15 protein-coding genes are annotated in these 19,417 nt (G+C 72.8%); 6 read left to right on the top strand and 9 right to left on the bottom strand.

The genetic code is table 11. From position 1 onward, the window contains the following. The first annotated feature begins 135 nt into the window (after positions 1 to 135). Positions 136 to 984 carry a peptidoglycan recognition protein family protein gene (locus tag AC07CM_RS42865; protein ID WP_478881975.1) on the top strand — a complete coding sequence of 283 codons (849 nt, stop codon included), beginning with the start codon at positions 136 to 138 and terminating at the stop codon, positions 982 to 984. 65 nt (positions 985 to 1,049) lie between these two features. Continuing rightward, positions 1,050 to 1,268 carry a hypothetical protein gene (locus AC07CM_RS42860; protein WP_478881974.1) on the top strand — a complete coding sequence of 73 codons (219 nt, stop codon included), beginning with the start codon at positions 1,050 to 1,052 and terminating at the stop codon, positions 1,266 to 1,268. A 39-nt stretch (positions 1,269 to 1,307) separates the two neighbouring features. Here the strand turns inward: AC07CM_RS42860 and AC07CM_RS42855 are convergent, their stop codons facing one another. The 7 genes from AC07CM_RS42855 to AC07CM_RS42825 all read right to left on the bottom strand — a co-directional run bounded on the left by AC07CM_RS42855 (position 1,308) and on the right by AC07CM_RS42825 (position 11,816). Continuing rightward, positions 1,308 to 1,826: a DUF4240 domain-containing protein gene (locus AC07CM_RS42855; protein ID WP_478881982.1), complete on the bottom strand. Its 519-nt coding sequence runs from the start codon at positions 1,824 to 1,826 to the stop codon at positions 1,308 to 1,310. Positions 1,827 to 1,885: 59 nt separating this feature from the next. Next, positions 1,886 to 2,869 (bottom strand): helix-turn-helix transcriptional regulator, encoded by a 984-nt coding sequence (locus AC07CM_RS42850; protein ID WP_478881973.1) that lies wholly within the window; start codon positions 2,867 to 2,869, stop codon positions 1,886 to 1,888. 109 nt (positions 2,870 to 2,978) lie between these two features. Then, positions 2,979 to 5,690, bottom strand: a complete 2,712-nt coding sequence (gene aceE, locus AC07CM_RS42845; RefSeq protein WP_478881972.1) for a pyruvate dehydrogenase (acetyl-transferring), homodimeric type — start codon at positions 5,688 to 5,690, stop codon at positions 2,979 to 2,981. 273 nt (positions 5,691 to 5,963) lie between these two features. After that, on the bottom strand, positions 5,964 to 6,587 hold the full coding sequence (locus AC07CM_RS42840) for a GntR family transcriptional regulator (RefSeq protein WP_478881971.1): 624 nt from the start codon (positions 6,585 to 6,587) through the stop codon (positions 5,964 to 5,966). A gap of 182 nt (positions 6,588 to 6,769) precedes the next feature. After that, positions 6,770 to 8,557, bottom strand: coding sequence for a 2-oxoglutarate dehydrogenase, E2 component, dihydrolipoamide succinyltransferase (sucB, locus tag AC07CM_RS42835; protein WP_478881970.1), 1,788 nt, complete (start codon positions 8,555 to 8,557; stop codon positions 6,770 to 6,772). Positions 8,558 to 8,618: 61 nt separating this feature from the next. Beyond that, entirely contained in the window at positions 8,619 to 10,007 is a 1,389-nt protein-coding gene (gene lpdA, locus AC07CM_RS42830) for a dihydrolipoyl dehydrogenase (RefSeq protein ID WP_478881969.1), read from the bottom strand. Between the two features lie 282 nt (positions 10,008 to 10,289). Next, positions 10,290 to 11,816 (bottom strand): leucyl aminopeptidase, encoded by a 1,527-nt coding sequence (locus AC07CM_RS42825; protein ID WP_478881968.1) that lies wholly within the window; start codon positions 11,814 to 11,816, stop codon positions 10,290 to 10,292. Positions 11,817 to 12,160: 344 nt separating this feature from the next. On the opposite strand from AC07CM_RS42825, the gene AC07CM_RS42820 reads away from it, so the two are divergent. The 4 genes from AC07CM_RS42820 to AC07CM_RS42805 all read left to right on the top strand — a co-directional run bounded on the left by AC07CM_RS42820 (position 12,161) and on the right by AC07CM_RS42805 (position 17,981). Further along, positions 12,161 to 14,197 carry a hypothetical protein gene (locus AC07CM_RS42820; RefSeq protein ID WP_478881967.1) on the top strand — a complete coding sequence of 679 codons (2,037 nt, stop codon included), beginning with the start codon at positions 12,161 to 12,163 and terminating at the stop codon, positions 14,195 to 14,197. A gap of 126 nt (positions 14,198 to 14,323) precedes the next feature. Further along, positions 14,324 to 15,844: a GT4 family glycosyltransferase PelF gene (gene pelF, locus AC07CM_RS42815; RefSeq protein WP_478881966.1), complete on the top strand. Its 1,521-nt coding sequence runs from the start codon at positions 14,324 to 14,326 to the stop codon at positions 15,842 to 15,844. After that, a complete protein-coding gene (locus AC07CM_RS42810) occupies positions 15,841 to 17,334 on the top strand; it encodes a hypothetical protein (protein WP_478881965.1) in 1,494 nt (497 codons plus the stop codon). Before pelF ends, AC07CM_RS42810 begins: the two co-directional genes overlap by 4 nt. Then, positions 17,331 to 17,981: a spherulation-specific family 4 protein gene (locus tag AC07CM_RS42805; protein WP_478881964.1), complete on the top strand. Its 651-nt coding sequence runs from the start codon at positions 17,331 to 17,333 to the stop codon at positions 17,979 to 17,981. The genes AC07CM_RS42810 and AC07CM_RS42805 overlap by 4 nt, the downstream gene beginning before the upstream one ends. On the opposite strand, the gene AC07CM_RS42800 is transcribed toward AC07CM_RS42805, so the two are convergent. Together AC07CM_RS42800 and AC07CM_RS42795 are read right to left on the bottom strand one after the other, a co-directional pair. Beyond that, entirely contained in the window at positions 17,936 to 18,544 is a 609-nt protein-coding gene (locus AC07CM_RS42800; RefSeq protein ID WP_478881963.1) for an RDD family protein, read from the bottom strand. The genes AC07CM_RS42805 and AC07CM_RS42800 overlap by 46 nt on opposite strands. Positions 18,545 to 18,589: 45 nt before the next feature. Continuing rightward, the gene (locus AC07CM_RS42795) at positions 18,590 to 19,375 is read right to left on the bottom strand and encodes an adenosylcobinamide-GDP ribazoletransferase (RefSeq protein WP_478881962.1); all 786 of its coding nucleotides are present in this window, start codon (positions 19,373 to 19,375) and stop codon (positions 18,590 to 18,592) included. Between the last annotated feature and the right edge of the window lie 42 nt (positions 19,376 to 19,417).

Below are 19,417 nucleotides of genomic sequence, written 5' to 3'. Positions count from 1 at the left end.
ACACGTGCGGCCACCGGGCGACGAACCGGCCACGTGTGCGTATACCCCCAGAAACGTCCTGGGCCGGGGCGATGGTTCCGCCAGGTGGCAGAGCACACATCGCGAGCCGGGCGGAGCGGGCCGAAGGTGAGGATCATGCCCGTCTTCCGAAGAGCGCGGGGGACGCGGAAACGGCGGGCCGGACGCGTACCCGGCGTCGTACTGGTACTGCTGGGGTGTCTGCCCGGCCTGACCGCCGCCCTCGCGCTGGTGCTCTGCGCCCGCGACGCCGAGCGCCCCGTCGCGGACCGTTTCGGCAGGCCCCCCGCGGTCCCGCCCCGGGCGACCCACCAGGCCGCCCGGCCGCACATCGTGCCGCGCTCCACCTGGCTCGACCGCACCTCCGCCCGGCACTCCCAGCCGCCCCCGCGCTACGACGACCGTGTGGTGGCCGTCTTCGTGCACCACACCGACTCGCCCAACCGCTACGCCTGCGCAGACGCGCCCCGCATCATCCGCGACCTGTACGCCGGCCAGACCGGATCCCGCGACTGGGACGACATCGGCTACAACTTCCTCGTCGACCGCTGCGGCACCGTCTACGAGGGCCGCGCCGGAGGCGTCGACCGGCCGGTCACCGGGGCCCACACCCAGGGCTTCAACCACCGCACCACCGGCATCGCCGCCCTCGGCACCTTCACCGCGGGCGTCCCCGTCCCCAAGGCCATGACGGACGCGATCGCCGCCGTGGCCGCCTGGAAACTCGGCCTCGCCGGCGTCGACCCGCGCTCCCACGCCCACCTGGTCTCCAGCAACGGCCTGAGCCGCTACGGGACGGGCAGCACCGCCACCCTGCCCGCCGTCTCCGGCCACAACGACGGCCACCGGACCAGCTGCCCCGGCGCCGCCCTGACCGCACGGCTCCCGGAGATCCGGGAGACGGCCGCACACCTGCAGGGCCGGACACCCACAGGGACACCACAGGCGGCTCACCGGGCCCGCTGAGCCGGCCGCCCTACCGTCGAGGCGCGCACTCACCCGGAGACGCGCCGACTGGAGGTGGGGAAACGATGAGCGGTCGCACGCAACGGCAGGACGAGCGGTCGCGGCGGTCCATGCCGGCGAACTCCCCGTGGACGCGGGCGGTGCGCCGCCCCTGGACGGTCGTCTGCGTCGCCGCTGCCGTCGTGGTCGGGCCGCCCGCGGCCACGGCCTCCGCGCTCGACCGGGCCAACGCCGCGCCGCCGCTGCACGCGCCGGAACGCAAGAGCGCCGACTCGCCCGTGTGACGAGGAGACCGGGCTCGTCCCCGACGTCCGGCGGCGGAATCAGCCCTTGAAACGGTCCCAGAGCCTGGGATACAGCTCCGAGAGGACAGCCTCGTTCTCGAAGTCGACCGGTGTGCCCTCCGGTTCCCCGGGCGCCGGCTCGATCCCCAGGTCCGGGGCGACGGTGCCCGTCAGCTGCTCGTACGCCTCGTCCGCCGCGTAGCCCAGCTCCTCGCCGTCACCGTCGATCTCCTCGTCGAAGTCGTCGAGCAGGTCGGCCAGGGAGTCCGGGGCGTGCAGCCCGCCCTCGAAGGTCTCCCGGCCCTGGCCGATCAGCCAGCACCGGAAGTAGTCGAACGCGTCGTCGCTGGCGCCGTCCAGCAGCACCCAGGCGGCACCCCACAGGTCCCAGCGGTAGGCGCGGTTGTAGCGGGCCTCGAAGTGACGGGCGAAGTCCAGGACCAGGTCCGGGTCCAGTTGGAGCAGCCGATCCACGAGCAGGTCGGCCTGCTCCTCGGGGTCGCCCTCGGCGGCCTCGCGGGTGGCGTCGATCAGCTCCCAGAACTCCGTCTCGTCCATCACGGCACCAGCATCGGGCCTGAGCCGGTGGGGCGCACGCGGAGTGCGGCGGATCGTTATCAGACGTCCGCGCGCCGGTAGAACGCGGCGAGCCGGGCCGCGTCCGCCGCGAACCGCTCCCGCAGGGCCGCCGGCGCCAGCACCTCGACCTCCGGCCCGAGCGCCGTAAGCTGCGTGTGCGCGATCTCCTCCGACTCCACCGGCAGCGTCACCCTCACCCACCCCTCGTCATCCGGCTCGCCCGCGCCGCGCAGCCCCTCCCGTGCCGAGAGCGGATCGACGGCGTACGGCAGCCTGCGTACGCCCTCCGCGGTCAGCCGTACGACGACCTCGGCGCGCAGGATCGACCGCGCGAACCGCTCGGCCTGCGCCGCCCAGTGGCCGGGCAGGTCGAAGTCCGGGTCGCGGTCGAAGCGTTCGTCCAGGGTGTCCAGACCGGTGAACCGGTCGATCCGGTAGGTCCGGTGGGATCCGCCGTCGGCGACCCGCGCGCACAGGTACCAGACGCCCGCCTTCAGCACGAGCCCGTACGGCTCCAGCGTCCGCCGCACCTCGGCGTCCCCGCGCCGGTATCGGGCGGCGACGCGCCTGTCCTCCCACACCGCCCCGGCGATCGAGGGGAGCAGCGCGGGTGTCTCCGGCTCCCGGAACCAGGCGGGAGCGTCCAGATGGAACCGCTGGGCCGCGCTGTCCGGGGCGTCCCGCAGGGAGGGCAGCAGCGCGGCGGAGACCTTCAGCCGGGCCGCCGATGCCGCGTCCCCCAGCCCCATCTCCCGCAGCGCCCCTGGGACCCCACTCAGGAACAACGCCTCGGCCTCGCTCCGGGCCAGCCCCGTCAGCCGCGTGCGGTAACCGCCGACCAGCCGGTACCCGCCGGCCCGTCCCCGGTCGGCGTAGACCGGCACCCCCGCCTCCGACAGCGCCTGCGCGTCCCGGGTGACCGTCCGCTCCGACACCTCCAGCTCCCGTGCGAGCTCGGCGGCGGTCATGACGGGCCGGGACTGGAGGAGGAGAACCATCTTGATGAGCCGGGCGGCACGCATGCCCCTCATGATGCCGGGGGCCACCGACAAGGAGGGAGCCCGCGACGACAGGGAAGACGACAAGGAAGGGGTACGGCCGTGGCCGTACCCCTTCACAGGACCTCGGTGACTACAGCCCGTACTTCTCCCGGGCCTCCTTCACCGCCGTCGCCTTGACCTCGCCCCGCTTCGCGAGCTGGGCCAGGGCGGCCACGACGATCGACTCGGCGTCGACGCCGAAGTGGCGGCGGGCCGCCTCACGGGTGTCCGACAGACCGAAGCCGTCGGCGCCCAGCGAGGACCAGTCCTGCTCGACCCACTGCGCGATCTGGTCCGGGACCTGGCGCATGTAGTCGGAGACCGCGAGGACCGGACCCTCCGCGCCCTGCAGGGCCTGGCGGACGTACGGCACCCGCTCCTCGCCGCGCAGCAGGGCCGCGTCGGCGTCGAGCGCGTCGCGGCGCAGCTCCGTCCAGGAGGTCGCGGACCACACGTCGGCGGCCACGCCCCACTCCTCGGCGAGCAGCTTCTGCGCCTCCAGGGTCCAGTGGATCGCCGTACCGGAGCCGAGCAGCTGGATGCGCGGGGCGTTGGCCGGGGCGGTCACGCCCGCGGACTCCGCCGTGTTGAAGCGGTACAGGCCCTTGACGATGCCCTCGTCGATGCCGAGCCCGGCCGGCTTGGCCGGCTGCGGCAGCGGCTCGTTGTAGACCGTCAGGTAGTAGAAGACGTTCTGGTCCTCGCCCGGCTTGGCCTCGCCGTACATCCGGCGCAGACCCTCACGGACGACGACCGCGATCTCGTAGGCGAACGCGGGGTCGTACGTCAGCGCCGCCGGGTTGGTGGCCGCGATGACGGGGGAGTGGCCGTCGGCGTGCTGCAGGCCCTCGCCCGTCAGCGTGGTGCGGCCGGCCGTCGCGCCGACGAGGAAGCCGCGGCCGAGCTGGTCTCCGAGCTGCCACATCTGGTCGGCCGTGCGCTGCCAGCCGAACATCGAGTAGAAGATGTAGAACGGGATCATCGCTTCGCCGTGCGTGGCGTACGCGGTCGACGCGGCGATGAAGTCGGCCATCGAACCGGCCTCGGTGATCCCCTCGTTGAGGATCTGGCCGTTCTTGGCCTCCTTGTAGTACATCAGCTGGTCGCGGTCGACCGGCTCGTACGTCTGGCCCTTCGGCGAGTAGATGCCGAGGGAGGGGAAGAGGCTCTCCATGCCGAAGGTGCGCGCCTCGTCGGGGACGATCGGCACCCAGCGCTTGCCCGTCTCCTTGTCGCGGACCAGGTCCTTGACCAGGCGGACGAAGGCCATGGTGGTGGCGACGTTCTGGGAGCCGGAGCCCTTGTCGAAGGAGGCGAAGGCCTTCTCGGCGGGGGCGGGCAGCGGGGCCAGGGAGTGCGTGCGGCGGGCCGGGGCGGGGCCGCCGAGGGCCGCGCGGCGCTCCTGGAGGTAGCGGACCTCGGGGGAGTCGGCTCCCGGGTGGCCGTAGGGCACCACGCCGTCGGCGAAGTCGCTGTCCTTGATCGGCAGGCCGAGCAGGTCCCGCATCGTCCTGAACTCGTCCACCGTCAGCTTCTTCATCTGGTGGTTGGCGTTCTTCGACGCGAAGCCCTCGCCGAGGGTGTGGCCCTTGACCGTCTGGGCCAGGATCACGGTCGGCGCGCCCTTGTGCTCGACGGCGGCCTTGTACGCGGCGTAGACCTTGCGGGCCTCGTGACCACCGCGCGAGAGGTGGAAGCACTCGAGGATCTTGTCGTCGCTCAGCAGCTTCGCCATCCCGGCGAGCGCCGGGTCCTTGCCGAAGAAGTCCTCGCGGATGTAGGCGGCGCCGCGGGTCTGGTACGTCTGGATCTGCGCGTCCGGTACCTCGCGCAGGCGGCGTACCAGCGCGCCGGTGGTGTCGAGCTGGAACAGTTCGTCCCAGGCCGTGCCCCACAGCGTCTTGATGACGTTCCAGCCGGCGCCGCGGAACTGGGCCTCCAGCTCCTGCACGATCTTGAAGTTGGCGCGGACCGGGCCGTCGAGGCGCTGCAGGTTGCAGTTGATGACGAAGGTGAGGTTGTCCAGCTCCTCACGGGCGGCGAGCGCGATGGCCGCCGTCGACTCCGGCTCGTCCATCTCGCCGTCGCCGAGGAAGGCCCAGACGTGGGACGCGGAGACGTCCTTGATGGCGCGGCTGGTGAGGTAGCGGTTGAAGCGCGCCTGGTAGATCGCCGACAGCGGGCCGAGGCCCATCGACACCGTCGGGAACTCCCACAGCCAGGGCAGCCGGCGCGGGTGCGGGTACGACGGCAGGCCGTTGCCGCCGGACTCCTGGCGGAAGTTGTCGAGGTGCGCCTCGTTCAGCCGGCCGTCGAGGAAGGCGCGGGCGTAGATGCCCGGGGAGGCGTGGCCCTGGATGTACAGCTGGTCGCCGGAGCCGGCAGCGTCTCCGGTCTCCTTGCCCTTGAAGAAGTGGTTGAAGCCCGTCTCGTACAGCCAGGCCGCGGAGGCGAAGGTGGCGATGTGGCCGCCGACGCCGTGCTTCGAGCCACGGGTCACCATCGCGGCCGCGTTCCAGCGGTTCCACGCGGTGATCCGGGCCTCCATCTCCGGGTCACCGGGCAGGCCCGGCTCGGCGGAGGTGGGGATGGTGTTGACGTAGTCCGTCTCGAGGAGCTTCGGCAGCGCGATGCCGCCCGCCTCGGCGCGCTCCAGCGTGCGGCGCATCAGGTATGCGGCGCGGTGCGGCCCGGCCTCCCTGGCCACGGCGTCCAGGGAGGCCTGCCATTCGGCGGTCTCCTCCGGGTCGCGGTCCGGGAGCTGGTCGAGCGCGCTCGGCTGGATGGCGTTGGGGTCGGTCATGTCGCCGCCTTCCTCAGTCGAAGGGGGTTCCCTCATCGGTAAGGGTTCGGGGGTGCCCTTTGTGTCTTTGGCAGGACAGGGCAGCGGACCTCGGTGGAGGTCCGTCGGCGACTGTAACTCCCTGATCGATGATCGATCAAAGGGTTGAGGGTGAAAACCTCTCGATTTCGAGAAAGTAGGCACCCGGTGCCTTCGGCGATGGCACCGGGTGACGCTGAAACGCCTTGTTTTCGCAGGTGGGGCGGCGTTTGAGCGAGGGTCTGCTCGACTGAATCAAGCGCGCGGAGCGCAGCCCAGGACGTGCGCCTTCACCAGCTCCGCGATCCTCGGATCCCGGCGCTTGAACGCCTGCACCAGCTCCTCGTGCTCCTCCGCGTACGACTGCTGCACCGTGCCCAGCCAGCGGATCGACAGCGCCGTGAACACCTCGATGCCCAGGCCCTCCCAGGTGTGCAGCAGCACCGAGTTGTCCGCCGCTCGGACCAGTTCGCGGTGGAAGCCGACGGTGTGCCGGACCTGAGCCGTGCCGTCGGCGTTGCGGTCGGCCTCGTACAGGGCCAGGACGTGCGGCTCCAGGGCCGAGCAGTCCCCCGCGAGGCGGTCGGCCGCCAGTTCCGCCGCGATGGCCTCCAGGCCGGCCCTGACCGGGTAGCTCTCCTCCAGGTCGGCCGCCGTCAGATTCCGCACCCGCACGCCCTTGTTCGGCGCGGACTCGATCAGCCGGAGCGACTCCAGCTCGCGCAGGGCCTCGCGCACCGGAGTCTGGCTGACCTCCAGCTCGGTGGCGATCCGGCGCTCCACGATGCGCTCGCCCGGCTGCCAGCGCCCGCTGACGATTCCCTCCACGATGTGCTCGCGGATCTGTTCCCGCAGCGAGTGGACGACGGGCGCGGTCATGAGGGCTCCTCCCGGGGGCTGACGTTTAGACAATACGGCGGGTTCGCGTCGCGGGTAGGGCCTGTGGGGGCGCTTTGGTGCAGGTGAGACGAGACTTACACGCAGGGTGTGCCGACAAACACGGACGCCCCGCCCGAAGAAGCTCCGGACGGGGCGCCGTACGGGCACGAGGCCCAAGCGGACTACAGGCCGAGCTCGACCTCGAACTCGCCCGCCTCCAGGATCGCCTTGACCGCCGTCAGGTAGCGGGCCGCGTCGGCGCCGTCCACGAGACGGTGGTCGTAGGAGAGGGTCAGGTAGGTCATGTCGCGGACGCCGATGACCGTGCCCTCCTCGGTCTCGATGACGGCCGGACGCTTGACCGTGGCACCGATGCCGAGGATCGCGACCTGGCCCGGCGGCACGATGATCGTGTCGAACAGCGCACCGCGCGAACCGGTGTTGGAGATGGTGAAGGTCGCGCCGGACAGCTCGTCGGGCGTGATCTTGTTGGCGCGGACCTTGCCCGCCAGCTCCGCCGTGGCCTTGGCGATGCCCGCGATGTTGAGGTCGCCGGCGTGCTTGATGACCGGGGTCATCAGGCCCTTCTCGGAGTCCACCGCGATCCCGACGCTCTCGGAGTCGAAGTAGGTGATCGTGCCCTCGGCCTCGTTGATCTTGGCGTTGATGACCGGGTGGGCCTTCAGCGCCTGGGCCGCCGCCTTCACGAAGAACGGCATCGGGGAGAGCTTGACGCCCTCGCGCGCGGCGAAGGAGTCCTTGGCCTGGGCGCGCAGGCGCATCAGGCGGGTGACGTCGACCTCGACGACCGAGGACAGCTGCGCCTGCTCGTGCAGCGCCTTGACCATGTTGTCGCCGATGACCTTGCGGATGCGCGGCATCTTGACGGTCTGGCCGCGCAGCGGGGAGACCTCGAGCGCCGGGGCCTTCTTGGCCGGAGCGGCGGCAGCGGCCGGAGCCGGAGCGGCCGCGGCGGCCTTCGCGGCCTCGGCGGCGGCGAGGACGTCCTGCTTGCGGATACGGCCGCCGACGCCGGTGCCCTTGACGGTGGCCAGGTCGACGCCGTTCTCGGCGGCGAGCTTGCGCACCAGCGGGGTGACGTAGGCGCCCTCGTCGGTCGCCTGGGTGGCGGTCGGCGCGGTGGGCGCGGTGGCCGGGGTGACCGGGGCCGGGGCGGGCGCCGGGGCGGGCGCCGGGGCCGCGGGCTGGACCGGAGCCGGGGCGGCAGCGGCGGGCGCGGCCGGAGCGGCGGGGGCCGGGGCCGGGGCCGGAGCGGTGGGCGCCGGGGCGGCCGGGGCAGCGGCGGCGGGCGCCGGGGCCGGGGCGGCCGGAGCCGGAGCGGCGGCCGGGGCGGCACCGGGGGCGCCGATGACGGCGAGCTTGGCGCCGACCTCGGCGGTCTCGTCCTCGCCGACCACGATCTCGAGCAGCACGCCGGAGGTCGGCGCCGGGATCTCGGTGTCGACCTTGTCCGTGGAGACCTCGAGCAGCGGCTCGTCGGCCTCGACGGAGTCGCCGACCGACTTCAGCCAGCGGGTGACGGTGCCCTCGGTGACGGACTCACCGAGCGCGGGCAGGACCACGTCGGTGCCCTGGGCGCCACCGGCCGGAGCGGCGGCGGGGGCCGGGGCGGCCGGAGCCTCGGGTGCCGGGGCGGGGGCCTCGGCCACCGGAGCGGCCGGAGCCGGAGCCTCGGCGGCCGCGGGGGCCGGAGCGGCAGCGGGCGCGCCCGTGCCGTCGTCGATCACGGCCAGCTCGGCGCCGACCTCGACGGTCTCGTCCTCGGCGACCTTGATGGAGGCCAGCACACCGGCGGCGGGCGAGGGGATCTCGGTGTCGACCTTGTCGGTCGACACCTCGAGCAGCGGCTCGTCGGCCTCGACGCGCTCGCCCTCGGCCTTCAGCCAGCGGGTGACAGTGCCCTCGGTGACGCTCTCGCCGAGCGCCGGAAGGGTTACGGAAACCGCCATGGTTTCGGTTGCTCCTTACGAATTGCGGAAGTCTGTGTCGTCGCGCCCGTCGACCGAAGGCTCAGTCGTGGGAGTGCAGCGGCTTGCCGGCCAGCGCCAGGTGTGCCTCGCCGAGCGCCTCGTTCTGCGTCGGGTGGGCGTGGATGAGCTGGGCGACCTCGGCCGGCAGCGCCTCCCAGTTGTAGATCAGCTGGGCCTCGCCGACCTGCTCGCCCATGCGGTCGCCGACCATGTGGACGCCGACCACGGCACCGTCCTTCACCTGGACGAGCTTGATCTCGCCCGCGGTGTTCAGGATCTTGCTCTTTCCGTTGCCCGCCAGGTTGTACTTCAGAGCGACGACCTTGTCCGCGCCGTAGATCTCCTTGGCCTTGGCCTCGGTGATGCCGACGGAGGCGACCTCCGGGTGGCAGTACGTCACCCGCGGGACACCGTCGTAGTCGATCGGGACCGTCTTCAGACCGGCCAGACGCTCCGCCACCAGGATGCCCTCGGCGAAGCCGACGTGCGCGAGCTGGAGCGTCGGGACCAGGTCACCGACGGCGGAGATGGTCGGGACGTTCGTCCGCATGTACTCGTCGACCAGGACGTAACCGCGGTCCATGGCGACACCCTGCTCCTCGTAGCCGAGGCCCTGGGAGACCGGGCCGCGGCCGACGGCGACGAGCAGGACCTCGGCCTCGAACTCCTTGCCGTCGGCGAGGGTGACCTTGACGCCGTCCTGGGTGTACTCGGCCTTCTGGAAGAAGGTGCCGAGGTTGAACTTGATGCCGCGCTTGCGGAACGCGCGCTCAAGAAGCTTCGAGCTGTTCTCGTCCTCGACCGGGACGAGGTGCTTCAGGCCCTCGACGACCGTGACGTCCGAGCCGAAGGACTTCCACGCCGAGGCGAACTCGACGCCGATGACACCGCCGCCCAGGATGATCGCGGACTTCGGCACGCGGTCCAGGACGAGGGCGTGGTCGGAGGAGATGATCCGGTCGCCGTCGATCTCCAGGCCCGGCAGCGACTTCGGCACGGAGCCGGTCGCCAGCAGGACGTGGCGGCCCTGGACGCGCTGACCGCCCACGTCGACGGAGGTGGGGGAGGACAGCCGGCCCTCACCCTCGATGTAGGTCACCTTGCGGGAGGCGATCAGGCCCTGCAGACCCTTGTACAGGCCGGCGATGACACCGTCCTTGTACTTGTGGACGGCCGGGACGTCGATGCCCTCGAAGGTGGCCTTGACGCCGAACTGCTCGCTCTCGCGTGCCTGGTCGGCGATCTCGCCCGCGTGCAGCAGGGCCTTGGTGGGGATGCAACCCCGGTGCAGGCAGGTGCCGCCGACCTTGTCCTTCTCGATCAGGGCGACGTCCAGGCCCAGCTGCGCCCCGCGCAGGGCCGCGGCGTAACCACCGCTACCACCGCCGAGGATCACTAGGTCGAAAACGGTGCTGGCGTCGTTCGCCACGTCACGTCCTCCATGCATGTGCGCCTTGCGCCGGTCTCCAGTGACCGGCGGGCGGCTGGTGTCCGGCCGCTTGATGCTTCGGCCCTTCGGTGGGGCCCTGTCCTGCCGGGCTCCATCTTTGCACTTGTTCGAGGCGTACGAGACGCGGGGCCTGAGTGTGAGACACCCCACGTACCCCTGCAAACGCAGGTGCGCACGACCCAGGGGCGCGGGGAACTGCGCGACCAGCCCCCACGCCCCTGCGGCCGCCCTGCTACGGAAGCGACCGGGCTCCTGGGCGGCTCAGCCCAGGTCACCCTCGGCGGTCAGCTCGGCGAGACGAACCAGCGTCCGCACGGCCGAGCCGGTCCCGCCCTTCGGCGTGTAGCCGAACGGACCGCCCTCGTTGAACGCCGGACCGGCGATGTCGAGGTGCGCCCACGTGATCCCCTCGCCCACGAACTCGCGCAGGAAGAGGCCCGCGACCAGACCGCCGCCCATCCGCTCACCCATGTTCGCGATGTCGGCGACGGAGGAGTCCATGCCCTTGCGCAGGTGCTCCGGCAGCGGCATCGGCCACGCCGGCTCGCCGACCTCCTCCGCGGCCTCGTGCAGCGCGGAGCGGAACGCCTCGTCGTTCGCCATGATCCCGAACGTCCTGCTGCCCAGCGCCAGCATCATCGCGCCGGTCAGGGTGGCCACGTCCACGATCGCGTCCGGCTTCTCCAGCGAGGCCGCCCACAGCGCGTCGGCGAGCACCAGCCGGCCCTCGGCGTCGGTGTTGAGCACCTCGACGGTCTTGCCGCTGTACATGCGCAGCACGTCGCCCGGGCGCACCGCGGAGCCCGACGGCATGTTCTCGGCCAGCGCCAGCCAGCCGGTGACGTTGACCTGGAGGCCGAGGCGGGCGGCGGCGACGACCGCGGCGAACACGGCGGCGGCACCGCTCATGTCGCACTTCATCGTCTCGTTGTGACCGGCCGGCTTCAGCGAGATGCCGCCCGAGTCGTAGGTGATGCCCTTGCCGACGAAGGCGAGGTGCTTGTCCGCCTTCGGGTGGGTGTACGACAGCTTGACCAGGCGCGGGGTGGCCGCGGAGCCGCCGCCGACGCCGAGGATGCCGCCGTAGCCGCCCTTGACCAGGGCCTTGTCGTCGAGCACCTGGACCTTCAGGCCGTGCTCCTTGGCCGCCGTCTGCGCCACGCCGGCGAACGCCTGCGGGGTGAGGTCGTTCGGCGGCATGTTGATCAGGTCGCGGGCGCGGTTCAGCTCCTCGGCGACCGCGAGGGCCCGGGCCGCGGCACCCTTGTGGGCCGCGTCCCGCGGCTTGCCGCCGAGCAGCGCGGCCTCGGCCAGCGGCGCCTTGCCGTTCTTGGCCTTGGCGTCCTTCGCGCCGTCCTTGTACGTGTCGAAGGTGTAGGCGCCGAGGAGGACGCCCTCGCCGATCGCGCCGACGGCACCGGGGCCGTCGACCGGCAGCGCGAAGGCGGCCTTGCGGCAGCCCGTGAGGGTGCGGGCGGCCACGCCGGCGGCCCTGCGCAGCGCCTCGGCGTCGTACCCGGCGTCCTTCTCGGGCTCCGCGCCCAGGCCCACCGCCACCACGAGCGGCGCCTTGAAGCCGGCCGGCGCGGGCAGCTTCGTCAGCTCGCCCTCGGCACCCGAGGCGCCGAGGGTCTCCAGGACGCCGGCCAGCTTGCCGTCGTACGCCTTGTCCACGGCCTCGGCGCCCGGCGCGACGACGGGGCCCTTGGCGCCCTTGGCGACACCGATCACGATCGCGTCGGCCCGCAGGCCGGGCGCCGCGGCGGTGCTGAGAGTCAGAGCAGTCACGGTGGTGAAATCTCGCTTCCGATGTGAAGTTGCTGTGGCCGATGAGGGGTGGGTCGACCGGGCCCGAGAGCCGACCCTAGGTCCAGGCCTGGGGGCATGTGGCAACCGGGGCCTTCACCCTGTCGGCGAACACCCGTGACGAGACTACGCGCGTACGCGCTCTCGCTCATGCCTGCGGGTGTTCACCCGTCCGTGGCGTCGTGGCCACTTCTCGCCTCAGGGTGTCGGTGACCTGAGCCACACTCGTCGGGTTCCGGCGGGCCTGTCGCCCGCCGATTCGCATGATTTCCACTGATCCTCCGCGAATTCGCCACAGAGGATCTTCTGGGGGGAAGGAACCTGCCATGGCACACCGCGCGCACCGCTGGAGAGCGGCGACCGTCACGGCGACGGCCGCGGGACTGGTCGGCCTGGGGCTCGCCGCCCCGGCCGCCTCGGCCGCCACCGACCCGCGCATCGATCTGCGCGTCCTCGTGGTCGACGACGGAGGCAGCCCGGTCGCCGCGATCACCGCACAGCTGAAGAGCGAGGGCATCCCGTACACCACCGTCGACCTGGACGACTCCGGTCGTCCCGCCGTCAGCGCCACGTTCCTCAGCGACACCGTGGGCGGCCGGCCGAGGGCGAGGTTCCAGGGCGTGGTGCTGCCCAACGAGGCCCCGTTCGGCGCGGGTTCTGCCGAGCAGACGGCCCTGGAGTCGTACGAGAGGACGTACGGCATCCCACAGCTCGACGCCTACACGTGGGCCCACCCCGAGGTCGGCCTCGACTACACCGACAGCAACGGCTACGCGGGCACCCTCGACGGGCGCACGGCCACCGTCAGCACGGCCGGCCGGGCGGGCCCGTTCGGGTACCTGAAGGGGTCCTTCTCCTTCGAGGACAACTCGCCCGGCGTGGACGAGAGCTACGGCTTCGTCGCCCAGCCGCGCACCGGCTTCACCAGCTATGTCGACACACCCGTGCCCGGCGGCACCGGCACCGGCAGCCTGCTCGGCGAGTACGCCCACGACGGTCGCCGCGAGCTGGTGGTGACCTTCGCCTACAACCAGTACCAGCCGCAGTTCCGGGTGCTGGCCCGTGGCATGGTCGAGTGGCTCACCCAGGGCGTCCACCTCGGGCAGGCCCGCAACTACTTCGCCGTGCACGTCGACGACGTCTTCGCCCCGGACGCCCGCTGGGACCCCGAGCGCAACTGCACGCCCGGCGACATCGACTGCGCGGGCGGCGGCGCCGACACGGAGACGCCGATCCGCATGACGGCGGCCGACGCCCAGTACGCGGCCTCCTGGCAGCAGAGCCACGGCTTCACCCTCGACATGGTGTTCAACGCGGGCGCCGGCGAGGAGTGGAAGAGCGAGAACGGCGGCAACGACCCGTTGACCGACCAGCTGCTGGCCGACAAGGCCAAGTACCGCTGGGTGAACCACACCTACACCCACCTGTTCCTCGGCTGCGTCCAGGACACCTCGACCGTGCCGTGGAGCTGCGCGAAGAACGCCGACGGCTCGACGAAGTGGGTGAGCCGCTCCGACATCTCGGGGGAGATCTCCGACAACTACAACTGGGCGCTCCAGCACGGGCTGTCCGTCGACCGCGGCGAGCTGGTCACCGGTGAGCACTCCGGTCTGAAGACGTTGCCGCAGCAGCCGCAGGACAACCCCAACCTGGGCCCCGCGCTCGCCGCCGACGGCGTGAAGTGGACCGCCTCGGACAACTCTCGCGAGCCCGACCAGCGGGCCGTGGGCAGCAGCACGCTCACCGTGCCGCGCTACCCGATGAACGTGTACTACAACGTCGGCACCAAGGCCGAGATGGCCGACGAGTACAACTGGATCTACACGTCCAAGGCGGACGGCGGCAGCGGGATCTGCGAGAACAACCCGACCTCGACCTGTCTGTCCGGCCCGCTGGACACGGCCACCGGCTACACCGACCACATCGTGCCCGCCGAGGCCCACACCGACCTCGGGCACGTGCTGGCCAACGACCCGCGCCCGCACTACGCGCACCAGTCCAACCTGGCCGAGGACCGCATCCTCTACCCGGTCCTGGAACGGGTGCTCACCGACTACCGGGCGCTGTTCGCGGACAACACCCCGATCGTCAACCTGCGCCAGAGCGCCATCGGCGCCGAGCTGCAGAACCGGGCCAAGTGGCAGACCGCGCTGGACAACGGCAGGGTCACCGCCTACCGGATCGGCAACACCGTGACCGTCACCGCGCCGTCCGGCACGCAGATCCCGGTGACCGCACCCGAGGGCACCAAGCAGCAACAGCTGCTCGGCACGACCACGTTCGGCACGGCCTACGCGGGTGAGCGTTCGGCCTGGGCGGCACCGGCCGCGCTGCAGTCCGCGCTGACGCTGAAGCTGCCGTAGGGGAGCACCCCGAAGGGGCGCGGGGAACCGCGCGCCGGGCCACGACGAACCACTGTCGGGCCCGGCCGCGGTTCCCCGGCGCGCCGGCACCGCACGTCATCCGCAACAGGGGGGAGCCGCGCAGCGATGCGCACCGGCCGTCACGTCACCATGCTCACCGAAGGGACCTACCCGCATGTCCACGGCGGGGTCAGCACCTGGTGCGACCAGCTCGTCAAGGGAATGCCGGAGGTCGACTTCCATCTCGTCTCACTCACCGGCAGCGGCCGCGAACCCGTGACCTGGGAGCTGCCGCCGAACGTGTACCGGCACACCACCGTGCCCACCTGGGGCCCCCGCCCCGGCCGGCCCCGCGCCCCTCGAGGCAGGGCCCGGCGCCGCTTCTCAGACGCCTACGAGCGCCTCCTGCTGTCGTTCCTCGACCCCGAGGCGCGCTGCGGCTTCGGGGAGGCGCTGTACGAGCTGGCCGTGATCGCCCGGGACGGTTGGCTGTCGGCGGCCCTGCGCACCGAGTCCGCACTGCGCTCGCTGCAGTGGATCTGGACGATGCCGCATCTGCCGACGGCGGCCGCCCGGCCCACCGTGCACGATGCGCTGACCGCAACCGACCTGCTGGAACACGCCCTGCGCCCGCTCGGCATGCGGATCGGGGAGGACTCGGTGGCGCACGCCGTCAGCAGCGGCCTCGCGACCCTGCCCGCGCTCGCCGCGCACCATCTCGACGGGGTGCCGTTCCTGCTCACCGAGCACGGCATCTACCTGCGCGAGCGCTACCTGGGGCAGCGTGGCGACGGTCATCGCTGGCCCGTGAAGGCGTTCCTGCTCGGCTTCTACCGTGAACTGAACTCACACGGCTACCGCGAGGCCGACCTGATCACGCCGTGCAACCAGTACAACCGCCGCTGGGAGGAGCGCGGCGGCGCCGACGCCGACCGGATCCGCACCGTCTACAACGGCGTCGATCCGCACGCCTTCCCGCACGCCGGCCCCGAACCCGACGTCCCGACCCTCACCTGGTGCGGCCGCGTCGACCCCATCAAGGACCTGGAGACCCTGCTGCGCGCCTACGCCCTCGTCCGCGCCGAACTCCCCGACACCAGACTCCGGCTGTTCGGCCCGGTCCCGCCCGGCGGCGAGGCCTACGCCACCCGCCTGGAGAAGCTCGCCGCCGAACTCGGCGTCACCGACGGCCTCACCTTCGAGGGCCGCATCAGCGAGGTCTGGCGCGCCTACGCGGCCGGCCACATCGTGATGCTCTCGTCCATCTCCGAGGGTTTCCCGTTCTCCATCATCGAGGCCATGTCGTGCGGGCGTACGACGGTCTCGACGGACGTCGGCGGGGTCCGCGAGGCGGTCGGCGACACCGGCCTGGTGGTCCCGCCGCGCGAGCCGGAGAAGATGGCGGCGGCCGCCCTGACCCTCCTGCGCGACGACGAACGACGGCTGGGACTCGGGGAGTCGGCCCGGCAGCGGGTGATCGACCGGTTCACACTGCGCCGCTCGGTCGACAACTTCCGCACCATCTACCAGGAACTCGCCGGTCTCCCCGAGGTGTACGAACCCACCGTCGAGACGGTCGCCGACTGGACCGTGGAGCTGCGCGACCCCTGGTACGCGGCGGTGGCGACGGACGGGACCGACCGGTGAGCGACGACCTTCGCGTCCTGCCCGGCATCCCCGGCCGGCGCCCGCGGCCCGGCTGGGCCCGGCCCGATCCGATCGACGAACTCGCCGGGACACTGGACGCGTTCGTGTCGGCCGCCGTCCACCCGGACGAGATAGCCGCGCTGCTGGAGTCCGACGGCCTGTCCGACGACCAGATACGCGAGCGCTACGGCGTGGAGAACTCCTTCGCGCTCGCCGAGGAGCTGTACGGCCGGACCCCGCGCCGCCACCCCGAACCGGACGGCGAACTCCCCGACCCGTGGCGGACCGGCCTCCTCGGCTGTCTGCTGCGCGGGCTCGTCTGCGCGCTGCCGGGCCTCGCCTACGTCCTGGGCGCCCCGCTGCTCGCCGGCCCGCACGAGGCCCACGGCCTCCCCGCGGGCACCCGCACCCTGCTGGCCGGCGCCCTGTGCGGCTGGGCCTGGAACCAGGGGCTCGCCCACCGCGCCTACTCCTGGCTGGGCCTCGGCGACCGCTCGGCGGCCCGCCGCTGCCTGCTGGTCGGCGCCCCGGCGGGCATGCTGCTCGGCACGCTGGTGGCGCTCGCCGCCGCGGGCGCCGGCCATCCGGTCGCCGTCGCGTTCGCCGCCGGGCAGTCCTGTTACCTGGGCGCGTCCGGCGTCCTGCTGGTGCTGGGCCGCGAGCGCCTCCTGCTGGCGGCCCTGGTCCCGATGACCGCGGGCGCCCTGGCGTCCCTGCTCCACCCGCTCCCCGAGCCCGTCGGCCCGGCCCTCCTCCTGGTCTCCCTCACCGCGGTGGCCGTCCTCGGTCTCCTCGAGGTCGCCCCGGCGGTCGGCGTCCTGAAGGCGCGCGAAGCCGTGTCCGGCCTGCGGCTGCCGCCGCGTGGCCGCGACCGGTCACGACGAAGCCGCGGCGCCGCGGCCGGCCCGCGCCTGCTCGGCTCCCTGCCGTACGCCGTCTTCGGCCTGGCCAGTGGCACGCTGGTGGTGTACGCGTCCCTCGGGGACCTGCTGGCCGGAGCGGACGCGTGGGTCCACAGCGCGACCGCCGCCGTGGCCCTGACGCTCAGCATGGGCCCCGCCGAATGGCTGCTGTCCCGCTTCCGCAGCGGCAGCCTGGCCGCGCTGCGCGCCAGCGGCACCCTGAGCGCGTTCCGCCGGACCATGTCCCGCGTCCTGGCCGGCTGCCTCACCGCCTACCTGGCCGTGCTGCTCGCCCTGCTCCTCGCCGCCGCCGCGCTGTGGCCCCACACGTCCGCTCCGGCCGCCGAGCGGACGGCCGCCCTGCTCGCGCTCGGCGTGGTGCTGTGGACCGGGCTGCTGCTCCAGTCCTTCGGTGCCGTCCTCGGCGCGACGGCGGTCTGCGCCGTGGCCGCCCTGGCCCAGACCCTGGCCCTGCTCACCCACGCGGGCAGCCCGGACGCCGTGGCGCTCGCCGTGTACGGGGCCGCGGCCACCGCCCAGGTCGTCCTGGTCCGCGGCCTGCTGGGAAGGGTGACCGCCCACCGATGAGCACCCTGCTGATCCCGTACTACGAGCACCCCGCCGCCCGCCCCGCCGAGTGGGCGGCGATCCTCGCGGCGGCGCCCCGTCTGTACGGCGTCGTCCTCAACCCGGCGAGCGGTCCCGGCGACGGCCCCGACGCGGCCTTCGCCGAGACCGCCGCCCGGCTGCGGGCGGCGGGCGTGACCCTGCTCGGCTACACCGACACCGGCTACGGCACGAGGCCGCACGAGGACGTCGTGCGCGAGCTGCGACGGTATCGCGCCTGGTACGGCACCCAGGGCGCCTTCCTGGACCAAGTGCCGTCCGGCATCGGCGAGTCGGCGCACTACGAGCGGCTCACCACGGCCGCCCGCACCCTCGGCTGCGTCACGCTCGTGCTGAACCACGGCACCCCGCCGCACCCGGCGTACGCGGCACTCGCCGACCTCCTCGTCACCTTCGAGGGCCCCTGGACCGCGTACCTGCGCACGCCCGCGCGGCCCCGGAACTACCCGGCGGGGGTGAGCGTGTGCCATCTGGTGTACGGCGTCCCGCCGGGCGCCGACGTGGCCCGGGCCGCCCGTGAGCGGGGCGCGGCCGTGCACTGCGCGGTGCCCGGGGCGGGCGCTCACCCCTGGGGCACGCTGCCCCACGGCCTGGACTCCGCCCGCTGAAGCGCTCCGTCGACCGAGGTGCCGGCCAGCCGGTCGGCGAGCGAGCGGCGGCCGGGCAGCAGCACCGGCAGCGCGTTGACCAGGAACAGCCCCACCGCGACCGCCCATACCAGCACCGACAGCAGGAACTCGCCCTCGATCAGCAGCACACAGGCCAGCGCGTACACGGCGACGTCGGCGGCGGTGGTGACGGCGGCCCGGCGCAGCGCGTGACGGGACAGCCGCGGGCTCACCCGCAGACCGAGCAGGCCCTTGCCGAGGGTGCGGCCGAGCAGCGCGAGACAGACCCACTGGTAGAGGAACGTGACGACCACGAGCGCCCCGAAGGCCTCCTCCACGTCGAGCACCGCCTTGTCCCACAGGGACAGCCCGAGCGTCTCGGAGGCGCCGACCACGTCACCGCGCGAGGTCAGCAGGTCGAAGCCGCCGCGGGTGGCCAGCTCCGGCACGTCGGTGACGAGCGCGGTGACCCGGTGGAAGGTGAACACGGCGAGCAGCCAGGCCGCCCCCACCACCAGCGCGAAGTCGATGAACCAGGCCACGGCACGGCGCAGCTTGAGCACGGAAGTCCCCCCGATCACACACTTCCCCCGGTACGGGCGCAGAGCCTAGCGACCCAGGGCCAGCACGATGAGGGCGGTGGTCGCCGCCGTCTCCGCGAGCGCGCCGAACACGTCCCCGGTGATCCCGCCGAAGCGGCGCGTGCAGCGGCGCAGCAGGAGTTCGGCGGCGGCGAGGGCCAACAGCACCGCGGCCGCGGCCCGTAGCGCGCCGTACGGGCCGAAGGCGGAACCGCAGGCGGCCGAGACGATCGTGAAGGACGCCGTCACGGCCAGCGCGGCCGGCACCGGCACCACCCCGGCGACCGCCGCACCCAGCCCCTCGGGACGGGCGGCCGGCACCCCGGTGCGTGCGGCCAGGGTGAGCGCGAGGCGGGCCGCGACCGCCGAGGTCAGCGCCGCGGCGCCGCCCCGGAGTGAGGAGTCGCCGTAGAGCTGCGCCAGCACGGCGACCTGGGCGAGCAGCACCAGGACGAGGGTGAGCACCCCGAACGGCCCGATGTCCGACTGCTTCATGATCCGCAGCGCGTCCTCGGCGGGCTTGCCGCTGCCGAGACCGTCCGCCGTGTCGGCGAGCCCGTCGAGGTGCAGCCCCCGGGTCAGCGCGGCCGGTACGGCGACGGAGGCGACGGCGGCGAGCAGCGGACCGGCGCCCAGCAGGAGGAGCAGCACTCCGAGCCCCGCGGCACAGCCGCCGACGACCAGCCCGACCACCGCGGCGTTCAGCATGCCCCCGCGTGCGGCCTCGCGGTCCCAGCGGCGTACCCGTACGGGCAGCACGGAGAGCGTGCCGAAGGCGAAGCGGAGGCCGTCGAGGGGTGAGGACTTGAGCACCGCCGCAGATTACCGGGCCGTTGTGGAGGATGTTTCCGGGTA

The organism is Streptomyces sp. NPDC044061, assembly GCF_056434305.1.
The sequence above is the reverse complement of the archived record's forward strand: the minus strand, read 5'-3'. Positions and strand labels throughout refer to the sequence as shown.